At 40.9% G+C, this 13074-nt stretch carries 22 protein-coding genes; 1 reads left to right on the forward strand and 21 read right to left on the reverse strand.

What is annotated here, in order from left to right; translation table 11 throughout:
- Positions 1 to 183: 183 nt before the first annotated feature.
- Entirely contained in the window at positions 184 to 1326 is a 1143-nt protein-coding gene (locus HMPREF3032_RS00930; protein ID WP_062401160.1) for an isochorismate synthase, read from the reverse strand.
- Between the two features lie 262 nt (positions 1327 to 1588).
- On the opposite strand from HMPREF3032_RS00930, the gene HMPREF3032_RS00935 reads away from it, so the two are divergent.
- On the forward strand, positions 1589 to 3214 hold the full coding sequence (locus HMPREF3032_RS00935) for a class I SAM-dependent methyltransferase (RefSeq protein WP_062401162.1): 1626 nt from the start codon (positions 1589 to 1591) through the stop codon (positions 3212 to 3214).
- A 220-nt stretch (positions 3215 to 3434) separates the two neighbouring features.
- Here the strand turns inward: HMPREF3032_RS00935 and rplQ are convergent, their stop codons facing one another.
- The 20 genes from rplQ to rpsQ are packed head-to-tail and all read right to left on the reverse strand — an operon-like array spanning position 3435 to position 13044.
- Positions 3435 to 3773, reverse strand: coding sequence for a 50S ribosomal protein L17 (gene rplQ / locus HMPREF3032_RS00940; RefSeq protein WP_009353923.1), 339 nt, complete (start codon positions 3771 to 3773; stop codon positions 3435 to 3437).
- Positions 3774 to 3787: 14 nt separating this feature from the next.
- Positions 3788 to 4795, reverse strand: a complete 1008-nt coding sequence (locus tag HMPREF3032_RS00945) for a DNA-directed RNA polymerase subunit alpha (RefSeq protein ID WP_062401164.1) — start codon at positions 4793 to 4795, stop codon at positions 3788 to 3790.
- A gap of 51 nt (positions 4796 to 4846) precedes the next feature.
- On the reverse strand, positions 4847 to 5236 hold the full coding sequence (gene rpsK, locus HMPREF3032_RS00950; RefSeq protein ID WP_009353912.1) for a 30S ribosomal protein S11: 390 nt from the start codon (positions 5234 to 5236) through the stop codon (positions 4847 to 4849).
- Positions 5237 to 5251: 15 nt separating this feature from the next.
- The gene (gene rpsM, locus HMPREF3032_RS00955; protein ID WP_009353922.1) at positions 5252 to 5620 is read right to left on the reverse strand and encodes a 30S ribosomal protein S13; all 369 of its coding nucleotides are present in this window, start codon (positions 5618 to 5620) and stop codon (positions 5252 to 5254) included.
- A 22-nt stretch (positions 5621 to 5642) separates the two neighbouring features.
- On the reverse strand, positions 5643 to 5756 hold the full coding sequence (rpmJ, locus tag HMPREF3032_RS00960; protein WP_007391661.1) for a 50S ribosomal protein L36: 114 nt from the start codon (positions 5754 to 5756) through the stop codon (positions 5643 to 5645).
- Positions 5757 to 5782: 26 nt separating this feature from the next.
- Positions 5783 to 6001: a translation initiation factor IF-1 gene (infA, locus tag HMPREF3032_RS00965; protein WP_009353944.1), complete on the reverse strand. Its 219-nt coding sequence runs from the start codon at positions 5999 to 6001 to the stop codon at positions 5783 to 5785.
- 23 nt (positions 6002 to 6024) lie between these two features.
- The gene (map, locus tag HMPREF3032_RS00970) at positions 6025 to 6795 is read right to left on the reverse strand and encodes a type I methionyl aminopeptidase (RefSeq protein ID WP_062401166.1); all 771 of its coding nucleotides are present in this window, start codon (positions 6793 to 6795) and stop codon (positions 6025 to 6027) included.
- A gap of 3 nt (positions 6796 to 6798) precedes the next feature.
- A complete protein-coding gene (locus HMPREF3032_RS00975; RefSeq protein ID WP_009353894.1) occupies positions 6799 to 7362 on the reverse strand; it encodes an adenylate kinase in 564 nt (187 codons plus the stop codon).
- A gap of 11 nt (positions 7363 to 7373) precedes the next feature.
- Positions 7374 to 8636: a preprotein translocase subunit SecY gene (gene secY, locus HMPREF3032_RS00980; RefSeq protein WP_009353878.1), complete on the reverse strand. Its 1263-nt coding sequence runs from the start codon at positions 8634 to 8636 to the stop codon at positions 7374 to 7376.
- A 1-nt stretch (position 8637) separates the two neighbouring features.
- A complete protein-coding gene (rplO, locus tag HMPREF3032_RS00985; RefSeq protein ID WP_009353906.1) occupies positions 8638 to 9078 on the reverse strand; it encodes a 50S ribosomal protein L15 in 441 nt (146 codons plus the stop codon).
- 19 nt (positions 9079 to 9097) lie between these two features.
- Complete coding sequence (gene rpmD / locus HMPREF3032_RS00990; protein ID WP_009353936.1) at positions 9098 to 9277, reverse strand: 50S ribosomal protein L30; 180 nt, start codon at positions 9275 to 9277, stop codon at positions 9098 to 9100.
- A gap of 14 nt (positions 9278 to 9291) precedes the next feature.
- Positions 9292 to 9792: a 30S ribosomal protein S5 gene (rpsE, locus tag HMPREF3032_RS00995; RefSeq protein WP_009353893.1), complete on the reverse strand. Its 501-nt coding sequence runs from the start codon at positions 9790 to 9792 to the stop codon at positions 9292 to 9294.
- 18 nt (positions 9793 to 9810) lie between these two features.
- Entirely contained in the window at positions 9811 to 10173 is a 363-nt protein-coding gene (rplR, locus tag HMPREF3032_RS01000; RefSeq protein WP_009353882.1) for a 50S ribosomal protein L18, read from the reverse strand.
- A gap of 31 nt (positions 10174 to 10204) precedes the next feature.
- Positions 10205 to 10750: a 50S ribosomal protein L6 gene (gene rplF, locus HMPREF3032_RS01005; RefSeq protein WP_009353919.1), complete on the reverse strand. Its 546-nt coding sequence runs from the start codon at positions 10748 to 10750 to the stop codon at positions 10205 to 10207.
- 24 nt (positions 10751 to 10774) lie between these two features.
- Positions 10775 to 11173, reverse strand: coding sequence for a 30S ribosomal protein S8 (gene rpsH, locus HMPREF3032_RS01010; protein WP_009353887.1), 399 nt, complete (start codon positions 11171 to 11173; stop codon positions 10775 to 10777).
- 28 nt (positions 11174 to 11201) lie between these two features.
- Positions 11202 to 11471, reverse strand: a complete 270-nt coding sequence (gene rpsN, locus HMPREF3032_RS01015; RefSeq protein ID WP_009353911.1) for a 30S ribosomal protein S14 — start codon at positions 11469 to 11471, stop codon at positions 11202 to 11204.
- Positions 11472 to 11488: 17 nt separating this feature from the next.
- Entirely contained in the window at positions 11489 to 12028 is a 540-nt protein-coding gene (rplE, locus tag HMPREF3032_RS01020) for a 50S ribosomal protein L5 (protein WP_009353920.1), read from the reverse strand.
- Between the two features lie 28 nt (positions 12029 to 12056).
- Positions 12057 to 12374 carry a 50S ribosomal protein L24 gene (rplX, locus tag HMPREF3032_RS01025; protein ID WP_009353903.1) on the reverse strand — a complete coding sequence of 106 codons (318 nt, stop codon included), beginning with the start codon at positions 12372 to 12374 and terminating at the stop codon, positions 12057 to 12059.
- 16 nt (positions 12375 to 12390) lie between these two features.
- Positions 12391 to 12759: a 50S ribosomal protein L14 gene (rplN, locus tag HMPREF3032_RS01030; protein WP_009353930.1), complete on the reverse strand. Its 369-nt coding sequence runs from the start codon at positions 12757 to 12759 to the stop codon at positions 12391 to 12393.
- A 24-nt stretch (positions 12760 to 12783) separates the two neighbouring features.
- Positions 12784 to 13044, reverse strand: a complete 261-nt coding sequence (rpsQ, locus tag HMPREF3032_RS01035) for a 30S ribosomal protein S17 (protein ID WP_062401168.1) — start codon at positions 13042 to 13044, stop codon at positions 12784 to 12786.
- Between the last annotated feature and the right edge of the window lie 30 nt (positions 13045 to 13074).

Consider the following 13074-nt stretch of genomic DNA (forward strand, 5'->3'; position numbering starts at 1 on the left):
CCTAGACGCCCCTATCTCGTTCATAATTAACTGACATACATAGACATGGGTTCATAACCAAAAAAGGAATGCTGATTGCTCAACATTCCTGTTTAATTTCCTGTATCTGTTCAATACATCAGTACGGATTCATAATCCTACCCTATGGCATGCCTAATTGGATCTATACGTGGATGTATCATCCTACAAGGCATCCAATATGGTGCCCATTTTATTGATAGTTTCTTCGTACTCTTCATCGCTATTGGATTCGCTCACAATACCACATCCTGCATAGGCATAGAGTCGGTTATCCATGATAAGGGCCGACCGAATGGCAACCACCAGAATGCCATCCCCCATGTCTTTCATAAATCCAAAGGGCGCCGCATACATGCCACGCTCATGGGCTTCATACTTTGCCAGTAAATCCATCGCCAGTTCTCGTGGCTCGCCCCCTAGGGCTGGTGTAGGATGTAATAATCGTCCCCATTCGATAAGGGATTTCGTGCTATCCTTAGCGGTGATAATGGTCCGCAAATGGTATAACCGTGAAAGCTCCATAATCCCCGTCTCTCCTACGGTCACATCATTCGTCACTTGTCGCATCGTATGAACAATGCGATCTCGCACGATATTGTGCTCCACCCGATTCTTATGGTCATTTAGGAATCGCTCTTTCGTCCACGCCTTAGGACCAAACTTCGGTGCCGTTCCTGCCAAAGCATAGCTTAGAATTTCATCGCCTCGATGGCGCACGAGAATTTCAGGGGATGCCCCCACAAAGGTGCGTCCCTCTTTCTCATAGCCAAAAATAAAGCAATTCGGGTTGTTCTCCACCAAGCGGTCCAATATACTGACCACATCAAACGTTGTAAGACTGGTAAATTCTACCTCACGAGAAGAAACTACCTTCGTCATGCGCCCTTCGTGAATATTCGTCAAAATGGCATCCATCAAGGTATCCCACTCTTGTTTATCATCACTGGTTTCTGTGAACGTATGGTCTACGCGCTCAATCTTATGGCGCTGTATATCTACGCCCTCCCCTGCATGCAGATAAAAGGACTCCCCATTTTCTACAATATAGTAATGGGTGAAAGCCACCATTTCATGGCCCATGTTACGCCATTTTTTATCTTTTACAGTAGGGAAGAAGGTGCCCCCATAAAATACGTACGCATATTGTTCTCGGTCGATATCATCTTGTACCACCGCCAATCGTTTGGCACCTACCACCACACGATCACTTTGACGGTCCACCCAAAAGACCCGTTCTTCCCCCTCGAAGTTTAGCCAAAACTCCAAAGGATTGTCTAATTGTAAAGGCTCCTTAATATATTTCATATGACTCCTCATCGTCCCTAATCCCTAAGTAGGGACACGTTATATAGATTCTATTACAATTATATCACATGCGTCACATTGTATAGGGTATTAAAATTAGTACATTCCATTACACCCTTTTTAATACTACCTGATCATCAGTATACAGTATATAAATCATCCTATTTCTGATATACTTATAGCTATATAACTATATGAAATAAACCACTCACTATAACCCGTGAGTAACTATGATGACATCTCAGAGAATAAAGGAGTTTTTATGCGATACAACACACGAATGACTAAAGAGCAGGCCAAAGAAATCTACGCTGACTTAGGGTATTTATCTCAGCCCTTTCCGTATGCGTCTGCTCCCTTCCTTGAAAGTTACGCTCGTCTATTAGGACTTTCACCGGCCTCTGCTAGCACAGCTCGCATTTTGGAAGTCGGATCTTCCTACGGCGGCAATTTAATTTCCCAAGCCCTGTTCTATCCGCAGGCGACTTTCACAGGTATCGAAATTGCCCCCACCCAAGTGAGTGTAGGCAAGACCTATATTGACCAATTGGGCATCACAAACCTTGACTTATTAGAAGGTGATGTGAATGAAAGTCACCACCACCTCGGCACCTACGATTACATCATCGCTCATGGCTTTTATTCTTGGGTGGACGAGGAAACGAAAAACAATTTCCTTCGCCTCTGTAAAAAACACCTCGCGGAAAATGGTATTTTGTACATGTCCTATAATACCTACCCAGGTTGGCATAAGATGGACAGTGTGCGTGCCCTTTTAGAGTTTGCCAACAAAGATATCAACACCTTGAACCATCGCGAAAAAGTGCGGCACGGTAAAACGGTGGCGAGTAAGCTAGGCGCTCTCATGCTTGAATACGATACGGTAAAAAACCAACAGACATCATTTTTGCAGTCCTTACGTCAAATATTGCAAAAGCAAGATTGCTATGTAGGCCATGACCATTTAGAGCCAGTGAACACACCAGTGTACTTTCACCAATGCATGGACCATATGGCAGAGCATGGATTTACCTACCTCTGCGACTGCGATTTGAATTTATCATTCCCTACTGTGTATGACGAAATATTGCGCACGCAATTACAGGAGCTAGCTCCACATGATCCATTGGCACGAGAACAGTACATCGATTTTATGCTGAACACAGCATTCCGCAAATCCTTATTCACCCACAAAGGGGCTACACCAAAACGCATCACCGAAACATCTGTCACAGATGCAGACTTCCAACACAGCTTGGAGCAATTCCTATTCACTCTTCGCATTCCATCGGAACATTTAGAGCCAATCTTTGAAAACTTAGCAAAACGGATGGATAGCTCTGCAACAAAAGCATTAGTAGATTTATTCCAACAAGAGGGTCCTCATTTCTATCTGAAACACAACACATTAGTAACCTATACAGGAGAGCATACCATCCCTGATATGTGCTTGCCATTGTTATATCAGTTCTTAGTAGAACACATCATTCAAGGCGGTATCAGCCTGTCTGTATTGGAAACAGAGCATCCTTTCAAACATCATATTTTTGAAGAGAAGAAAAGCTACATCCCTGAGCGCTATATTCCATTTGTAGAGATTATGCCACAAGAAGGGGTGAATGCCTACATCTACCCTGGCAATCGCTACAATGACCCTATCTCCGATTTCAACGAAGAAGATTTAGAGTTCATGAAACTCCTCAGCAAGCCAACCACAAAACATGATGTGATGTGCAAAATCTACGAGGCTATGACAGAAGAAAGCATTAGCCCTCTAGCCTTACAACAATCCAACAAATACACCATGATCCTTGCTTTCTACGAAGAAATGATTCGACGTATGGAATACTTTGGTTTCTTTGAAGTGGACGAAACACAATTTAATTAATACTAAAACAGCGACTCCATCCCACCGGACAGAGTCGCTATTTTCATGTATTCAATTCATTTTATTTCGCCTCTATACTATATGTTACAAAACCCAAAAATCCCGCTATCTGACTATAAACGGTTCTCTATTAGATAGAGCCTCTATATGCCATAGAAAAGCAAAAAAGGCTGCAACAGAATGAGTAAAACTCATCCTATCACAACCAGATTGCTGTTGATTATACAAGCTCAAGAATAGCTAATGGAGCTGCATCGCCTTTACGAAGGCCAAGTTTGATTACACGAGTGTAACCACCGTTGCGCTCAGCATATTTTGGAGCAATTTCATCAAATAATTTTTTTACTGCATCTTCGTTCATAAGAAAAGCAAGAACTTGACGACGAGCATGTAAGTCGCCACGTTTGCCTAATGTAATCATTTCATCAACATATTTGCGAAGCTCTTTTGCTTTTGCTTCTGTTGTTTCAATGCGTTCATGTACGAAGAGAGATGTTACCATACCGCGGAACAACGCTTTACGAGCGGAACTGTTGCGGCCTAATTTTCTGTATGCCATTAGTCTTTCTCCTCTTATTCGCTTTGAGATGTTAAGGAATCATTACTCTCATTGTAAGATTGTAATTTCTCTAGAATTTCTTCTACAGATTTTTTCCCTAAATTGCGGATTTTTCCTAATTCGTTTTCTGATTTACCAGTTAAGTCACCGATAGTATGAATGTTAGCGCGTTTCAAACAATTGAAAGCACGAACAGACAACTCAAGATCTTCAATAGGAATTGTCGTTGGTCCTTTAGGTTCAGCATCAATATCGCCACCTTCTTGACCATTTTCACCTGTTAATTCTGCTTCACTTTCCCCTACATTAATCATATCATGAGAATGAGCTAGTCGAGTAAAGTTTCCTAGATAGGAAATCATGATTGCTGCAGATTTAGCAATTGCATCAGATGCTGTAATAGAACCATTTGTCCAAACTTCTAAAGTAAGCTTATCAAAGTCCATTTCGTTGCCTACGCGGACATCGCTGACTTCATATTTTGCTCTTAGAATTGGCGAGAAGATAGAATCAATTGGAATTTGACCAATCATATCATCTTCACGTTTATTCTTAGTAGATGGTACATATCCTTTACCGCGTTCGATACGCACATCCATTACAAGATGAGCTGCTTCATCCATTGTAGCAATTACCAATTCTGGATTTAAGACTTCGACTTCAGGAGGCATGAATTGAATCAAGTCACCTGCTGTTAATACTCCATCTTTACGAACATCGATATGTACATCCATCGGTACAGGTGCTTCATCTTCAAGACGAATGCACAACTGTTTAAGGTTCAGAATAATATCGGATACATCCTCACGAACACCTTCAATCGTAGAGAACTCATGAAGTACTCCGTCAATCTTGATGGAAGTAATTGCTGCTCCATCTAAGGATGAAAGCAAAATGCGACGCAAGCTATTACCGAGAGTAATACCATAACCACGATCCAATGGCTCGCATACGAATTTACCGTAGCGGCCATCTTCTGTCATTACTACTTTCTCGATTCTAAGTTTTTTTTCTTCGCTCATCAGGTATACCCTCCTCTAAAACTTGTCACTTTTCTAAGTATATAGCTCAGATTATACGCGACGACGTTTTGGAGGACGACAGCCGTTATGAGGAATTGGAGTCACATCTTTAATGCTTGTTACTTCAAGACCAGCTGCTTGCAACGCACGAATCGCTGCTTCACGACCAGATCCTGGACCTTTAACAAATACTTCTACAGTGCGAAGACCGTGTTCCATAGCTGCTTTTGCCGCTTGTTCAGCTGCCATTTGTGCTGCAAATGGAGTGGATTTACGGGAACCACGGAAACCTAGACCACCAGCAGATGCCCAAGAAAGAGCATTACCGTTTACGTCTGTTACTGTAACGATAGTGTTGTTAAAAGTGGAGCGAATATGCGCTGCACCAGATTCGATATGTTTCTTTTCTTTTCTTTTGGATCTAACTGTTTTCTTAGCCACAATATCCCTCCTTTATTATTTCTTCTTACCTGCGATTGCTTTACGAGGACCCTTACGAGTACGAGCATTTGTCTTCGTACGTTGACCACGACATGGAAGTCCCATACGATGACGTTTACCGCGATAGGAGTTGATTTCAATTAAGCGTTTAATGTTAAGTGCTTCTTCACGACGAAGATCACCTTCTACTTTATACTCTGCATCAAGAAGTTCACGGATTTTAGCTACTTCATCTTCACTTAAATCACGAACGCGAGTATCTGGGTTGATACCAGTTTTTGCTAATACTTCTTTAGAAAGAGTAAGACCGATACCGTAAATATAAGTTAAACCAATTTCCACACGTTTGTCACGTGGTAAATCTACACCGGCTATACGTGCCATCTATTCATCCACCTCCTATCAATTATCCTTGTTTTTGTTTATGTTTTGGGTTTTCGCAAATAACCATTACACGGCCTTTACGTTTAATAATTTTACATTTTTCGCATATCTTTTTAACTGATGGTTTAACCTTCATAAGTACCTCCTTTGTGGATCCTATGCTTACTTAAAGCGATAGGTGATGCGACCACGGCTTAAGTCATATGGTGTCAGTTCCATAGTAACTTTATCACCAGGAAGGATACGGATAAAATTCATACGCATTTTACCTGACACATGAGCCAAAACCACATGCCCATTTTCCAATTCAACTTGGAACATAGCATTTGGTAGTGCCTCAACGACCGTACCTTCCACTTCAATAACGTCTTCTTTTGACATATCTTTTATCCTCCGGTTACTGGTTATTGTATTAACCTCGGTGTATCACGCATAGTAAGTATTTCAGCACCATTTTCAGTAATGGCAATGGTATGTTCAAAGTGAGCAGCTGGCTTACGGTCCATTGTGACCGCAGTCCAGTTGTCTTCAAGAACTCTTACTTTGTGCGTGCCCATAGTAATCATTGGCTCAATACAGATGACCATTCCTGGTCTAAGTTCTGGACCTTTGCCCTTAGTACCATAATTTGGAACTTGTGGATCTTCATGCATGCTTTTTCCTAAACCATGTCCTACAAAATCTCGCACAACACCATATCTATGACGTTCTGCATGAGATTGTACGGCATGGGAAATATCTCCTACATGATTACCCGCTACAGCTTGTTCAATCCCTTTGAAAAGACATTCCTCTGTAACTTTTAGTAATGCATAGACTTTAGGACTTACTTCTCCTACTGGAACAGTAATAGCAGAATCCCCATGATATCCATTAATAGATGATACTAAATCAATGCTGATGACATCGCCATCTTTTAGTATACGAGATGCACTTGGAATCCCATGTACCACTTCATGATTTATGGAAGCACAGATAGTTGCTGGATACCCATAGTAACCAATGCAGCTTGGAACTCCTCCATGACTGCGAATATATTCTTCGGCAAATTGGTCTAACTCAAGCGTTGAAACACCCGGCTTAACTAGTTTAGCAAGCTCGGTTAACGTTGCTGCTGTCAGTTGAGATGCCTTTCGGATATGCTCAATTTCTTCGGGCGATTTAAAAATAATCATTGATTATTTCTCCAAAGCCGTAACGATATTTGCAAATACTGTGTCCACATCCTGTAAGCCGTTGATTTCTACATATTGACCACTATTACGATAGTAATCGATCAATGGTTTAGTAGACTCTTCGTATACAGCAAGACGTTTCTGTACTGTTTCCGGTTTGTCATCATCACGATTTTCAAGACGTGCTCTTTCACTGATGCGTCGAACCAACTCTTCAGAGGGCACACTTAAATTAAGTACAGCATCAAGAACGATGTTCATTTCTTTTAAAATCGCATCCAAAGAAACAGCTTGTGCTGTTGTTCGAGGGAAGCCATCTAAAATGAAACCTTGTTTACAGTCATCCTTGGACAAGCGTTCACGAACGATGCCAATGGTAACGCTATCTGGAACTAATTGTCCAGCATCCATATATTTCTTAGCTTCTAATCCTAATGGAGTAGATTCTTTTACAGCGGCACGGAACATGTCACCTGTAGAAATTTGAGGGATACCATATTTTTCAATCAGACGAGCTGCCTGCGTGCCTTTACCAGCACCTGGAGGTCCCATTAATAAAATATACATATCATAATCTCCTATTTCACAAAGCCCTTATATTGGCGTGTTAATACTAAAGATTCTACTTGTTGCATTGTATCTAATGCTACGCCCACCACGATAAGTAGTGCTGTACCACCAAAGTACACACCTTGAATACCTGTCAATCCACCAATCATATTTGGTAAGATTGCAACGAAAGCTAAGAAAAATGCACCTACTAATGTAATCCGAGTCATTACTCGGTCTACATAGTCAGCAGTCGGTTTTCCTGGGCGAATACCTGGGATAAAACCACCGTGTTTTTTCATATTATCTGCCATATCCGTAATATTGATTGAGATAGCTGTATAGAAGTATGTAAAAAATAAAATCAACACAGCATACAAAATAGTTTGTATCGGCGTTCCCCATTGGAAATAACTTGCAACTGTTTGTACCCAAGGTACTTGTACAAATTGTGCCAATGTAGCTGGGAACATCAATATGGATGACGCAAAGATAATTGGGATAACCCCTGCTTGATTGACTTTCAACGGCAGGAATGTTGAGTGACCACCATACATTTTTCGTCCTACTACGCGTTTAGCATATTGAATAGGAATTCGACGTTGGCCTTGTGTCACAGCAATTACAAGAACGATCATAGCTACCGCAATGATAGCAAATAGAATCGCTTGAAATACATTAATTGTACCTACTTGTAGGTACTGGTAAATGGTTTGAACCCCATCAGGGAATCGCGCCACGATACCAGCAAAGATAATGAGAGAAATACCATTACCTATGCCATGAGCTGTAATTTGTTCTCCTACCCACATCAAGAAACATGTTCCTGCTGTCAAAATAATAGAGATTAGAATTACAGACATGAAGCTATTATCAATAAGTGCGTTGCTAGCACGTAATGCATAAGTCATACCAAAGGCTTGAATAAAGCCAAGAATTACTGTACCATAACGTGTTACTTTAGCAATTTTTTTACGCCCTTCTTCTCCATCTTTACTCCATGCTTCAAATGTTGGTACTACCGCTCCTAACAATTGCATAATGATTGATGCATTGATATAAGGAGTAATACTCATTGCAAAGATAGAGAACTTACTTAACGCACCACCGGCGAACAAATCTAGTAAACCAAATAAGTTACCACTGGTGAATAAGCTTTCAATAACAGATGCCTCTACGCCAGGTACCGGAATATGGATACCTAAGCGAAAGACAATGAACATAAGTAATGTATAAACTACTTTGTTGCGTAATTCCGTTACTTTTGTGATATTCAAGAGGCTATCTAGCACCCTAGATCACCTCTACTTTTCCACCTGCTGCTTCGATTTTTTCTACTGCAGATTTTGTAAATCCGTTAGCGATAACAGTTAATTTACGTTCTAAAGTTCCGTTACCAAGGATACGGATACCATCACGTACGTTTTTCAAAATACCAGCTTCAATAAGAGCTACTGGATCTACAGTTGCACCGTCTTCAAAACGATTCAATTGAGATACATTAACTTCTGCATATTGAAGTGCAAAGATATTTTTGAAACCACGTTTTGGTAAACGACGATAAAGAGGCATTTGGCCACCTTCGAAGCCAGTGCGCACACCGCCACCACTACGAGAATTTTGACCTTTTTGACCACGACCGGAAGTTTTACCTAAACCGGATCCAAGACCACGACCTACACGAGTACGAGTTTTTTTGGAACCTGCAGCCGGAGCTAATTCATGAAGTTTCATTCGTGCACCTCCTTATCTATTATACTTCTTCTACTTTTACTAAATGTCTAACTTTATGAAGCATACCTTCGATTTGAGGTGTCACTTCTTTAACTACTTGGGAGTTAGTTTTTTTCAATCCAAGAGCTTTAACAGTCGCACGTTGATCTGCAGGACGACCGATTAAGCTTTTTGTTAATGTTACTTTAACTTGTGCCATTATTGGTCTCCTTATTAACCGTAAATTTCTTCAAGAGTTTTGCCACGAAGTGCAGCCACGTCTTGAGCTCGTTTTAATTGAGCTAAACCTTCTAGTGTTGCGCGAACCATGTTGTTAGGATTAGAAGATCCTAAGGATTTAGTCAAGATATTACGAACACCAACTAATTCCAATACGGCACGAACTGGGCCACCAGCGATAACTCCAGTACCTTCTGCAGCTGGTTTCAAGAATACGCGACCTGCGCCGAATGTTCCTGTAACTGTGTGAGGGATTGTACCATTTTTAATAACAACATGAATAAGGTTTTTCTTAGCATCATCAATGCCTTTACGGATTGCATCAGGTACTTCCGCAGCTTTACCTAAGCCAACACCTACATGACCGTTGCCGTCACCAACAACTACAAGGGCGCTGAAGGAAAAACGACGACCACCTTTAACAACTTTGGCTACGCGGTTGATGAATACTACTCTTTCTTTAAGATCAAGAGTTGTGTAATCAATTCTTGCCATGTCTATAGTTCCTCCTTCTTAGAATTTTAAGCCTGCTTCACGAGCACCTTCTGCAAGGGCTGCTACACGACCATGATAAATGTAACCACCGCGGTCAAATACTACTGTATCGATACCTGCAGCAATTGCTTTTTTCGCAACAGCTTCACCAACTGCTTTAGCAGCAGCTACGTTACCGCCGTAGGAAAGATTTAATTCTTTATCTTGAGAGCTAGCAGATACTAATGTTTTGCCAGCTACGTCATCAATGACTTGAGCATAAATATTGCTTAAAGAACGATATACGTTCAAGCGAGGACGTGCAGCCGTACCGGAAATGTGACGACGTAAACGTAAATGACGTTTTGCACGAGCAATTTTGCGTTTGGATGTTCCTGCCAAGATGTCCACTCCTTTCTAATGTAAACTGTTATTACTTACCTTTAGCGCCAGCTTTACCTGCTTTACGACGAACAACTTCGCCTTCGTAACGGATACCTTTACCTTTGTAAGGTTCTGGTTTTCTCCATTTACGAATATCAGCTGCTACTGCACCAACAACTTCTTTGTCAGCACCAGAAACAACGATTTTATTAGGAGCTGGGACATCGATTGTAATACCAGCAGGAGCTTCCATCTCTACTGGATGGGAGAAGCCCAATGTTAAAGCAAGTTTGTTACCTTGCTTAGCCGCTCTGTAACCAACGCCATTGATTTCTAAAGTTTTAGTAAAGCCTTCATGTACGCCTGTTACCATATTTGCAACAAGAGCACGAGTTAAACCGTGTAAAGAACGGTGTTCTTTTCCATCGCTAGGACGAGTTACTGTGATTACATTTTCTTCAACAGCAATGTTAATATCCGGATGGAAAGTACGAGTTAATTCACCTTTTGCACCCTTAACTGTTAACGTATTCTCGTTTTGAGATACTGTTACGCCAGCTGGGATCTCGATAGGCATTCTACCGACACGTGACATTCTTTCTACCTCCTATTGCTATGATTACCAAACGTAAGCGATTACTTCGCCACCTAAGCCTTCTTTACGAGCTTGTTTGTCGCTCATAATGCCTTTAGATGTAGAAATAACTGCAATACCTAAACCACCAAGTACGCGAGGAAGTTCTTCCTTTTTCGCGTATACACGTAGGCCTGGTTTAGAGATACGTTTAATACCGGTAATTACTTTTTCATTATTAGAACCATATTTCAATGTTACTTTTAAAGTAGCATGTTTTTCATTTTCAATTGTTTCAACTTCCTTAACGAAACCTTCGTCTTTAAGGATAGCTAAAACAGCAGCCTTCATTTTAGAAGCAGGGATTTCAACTGTTTCATGAAGTGCAGAGTTTGCATTACGGATGCGAGTCAGCATATCCGCAATCGGATCTGTCATTACCATCTTCTAAAAACCTCCTCTCGTTATCCTATTACCAACTAGCTTTTTTCACGCCAGGGATTTGTCCTTTGTACGCCAATTCACGGAACGCAATACGGCTAATACCGAATTTGCGTATATAACCATGAGGACGACCTGTTAAGTTGCAACGGTTGTGCAAGCGTGTTGGGGATGCGTTGGCAGGTAATTTGGATAAACCTTCATAATCGCCTGCTGCTTTTAACGCTTCGCGTTTTGCTGCATATTTTGCAACGATACGTGCACGTTTTTTCTCACGTTCGATCATAGATTTTTTAGCCATCTATCGTTTCCTCCTAATTATTTTTCAAAAGGCATGCCGAATTGTGCCAATAATTCACGAGCTTCTTCGTCAGTGTTAGCTGTTGTTACGAAGATAATATCCATACCTGTTACTCGTTCTACTTGATCGTATTCGATTTCAGGGAAGATTAATTGCTCTTTAAGGCCCAATGCATAGTTACCACGACCATCAAACGCTTTAGCGCTGATACCACGGAAGTCACGCACGCGAGGCAATGCCGCATTAATCAATTTATCGAGGAATTCATACATGCGTTCGCCACGAAGAGTTACTTTTGTGCCAAGAGGCATACCTTCACGAACTTTGAAGTTCGCAATGGATTTTTTCGCGCGAGTTACGACTGGTTTTTGACCAGCGATAATTTCTAAATCTTTAACAGCTGCGTCCAATGCTTTGGAATTACCAACAGCATCGCCTACGCCGATATTGATTACGATTTTTTCTAATTTAGGAATTTCCATTACGTTGCCATATTGGAATTTCTCTTGTAAAGCCTTCTTAATTTCAGAAGTATATTTTTCTTGTAAACGAGACATTTTGTAAAAGACCTCCTTTCCTTATCAATTAAAGTTTAGCGCCACTTTTAACAGCTACACGAACTAAAGAACCATTTTCCTCAACTTTTTTAGTACGAGTTGGAACTTTTTGTTCAGGATCTAACACCATTACATTGGATACATGGATTGTACCTTCTTTTTCAATGATGCCACCTTGAGGGTTCGCTTGGCTAGGTTTTGTATGACGTTTAACTAGGTTAAGACCTTTTACAGTTACTCGTTCTTTTTTGATATCAACAGCGATGATTTCGCCTTGTTTACCTTTTTCCTTGCCGGAGATAACAACAACTGTATCACCTTTTTTAACATGTAGTTTTTGGGACATGTTGAGCTCCTCCTTCTTATAACACTTCTGGAGCAAGGGAGATAATTTTCATGAAATCCTTTTCACGAAGTTCTCTTGCTACAGGTCCGAAAATACGAGTTCCGCGAGGGCTTTTGTCGTCTTTAATAACTACAGCAGCGTTCTCATCGAAACGGATATAGGAACCATCTTGACGACGGATGCCTTTTTTAGAACGAACAATAACGGCTTTTACAACGTCGCCTTTCTTGACAACGCCACCGGGTGATGCATCTTTTACAGAAGCAACGATTACGTCACCAATATTGCCAAATTTACGGTAAGAACCGCCCATCACTTGGATGCACATAATGCGTTTCGCACCAGTGTTATCGGCAACATTCAAAATTGTTTGTTGCTGGATCATGACTTTTCCTCCTTACATCACTGATTATTTTTGTCTTTCAATAATTTCTACAACTCTCCAACGTTTATCTTTAGATAATGGACGAGTTTCTACGATTTTTACGATATCGCCAATTAAGCATTCGTTATTTTCATCATGAGCTTTAAAACGTTTGCTTGTTACCATTGGCTTGCTATATAATTCGTGAGGTACTTTACGATCGATTTGTACAACAACTGTTTTATCCATTTTGTTGCTTACAACTTTACCTACACGTGCTTTTCGTACATTTCTTACTTCTGCCACGACTTTAAGCCTCCTATTCAATCCAAACAA

The sequence above is a fragment of the Veillonella sp. DNF00869 genome, from assembly GCF_001553345.1.
Classification (GTDB): Bacteria; Bacillota; Negativicutes; order Veillonellales; family Veillonellaceae; genus F0422.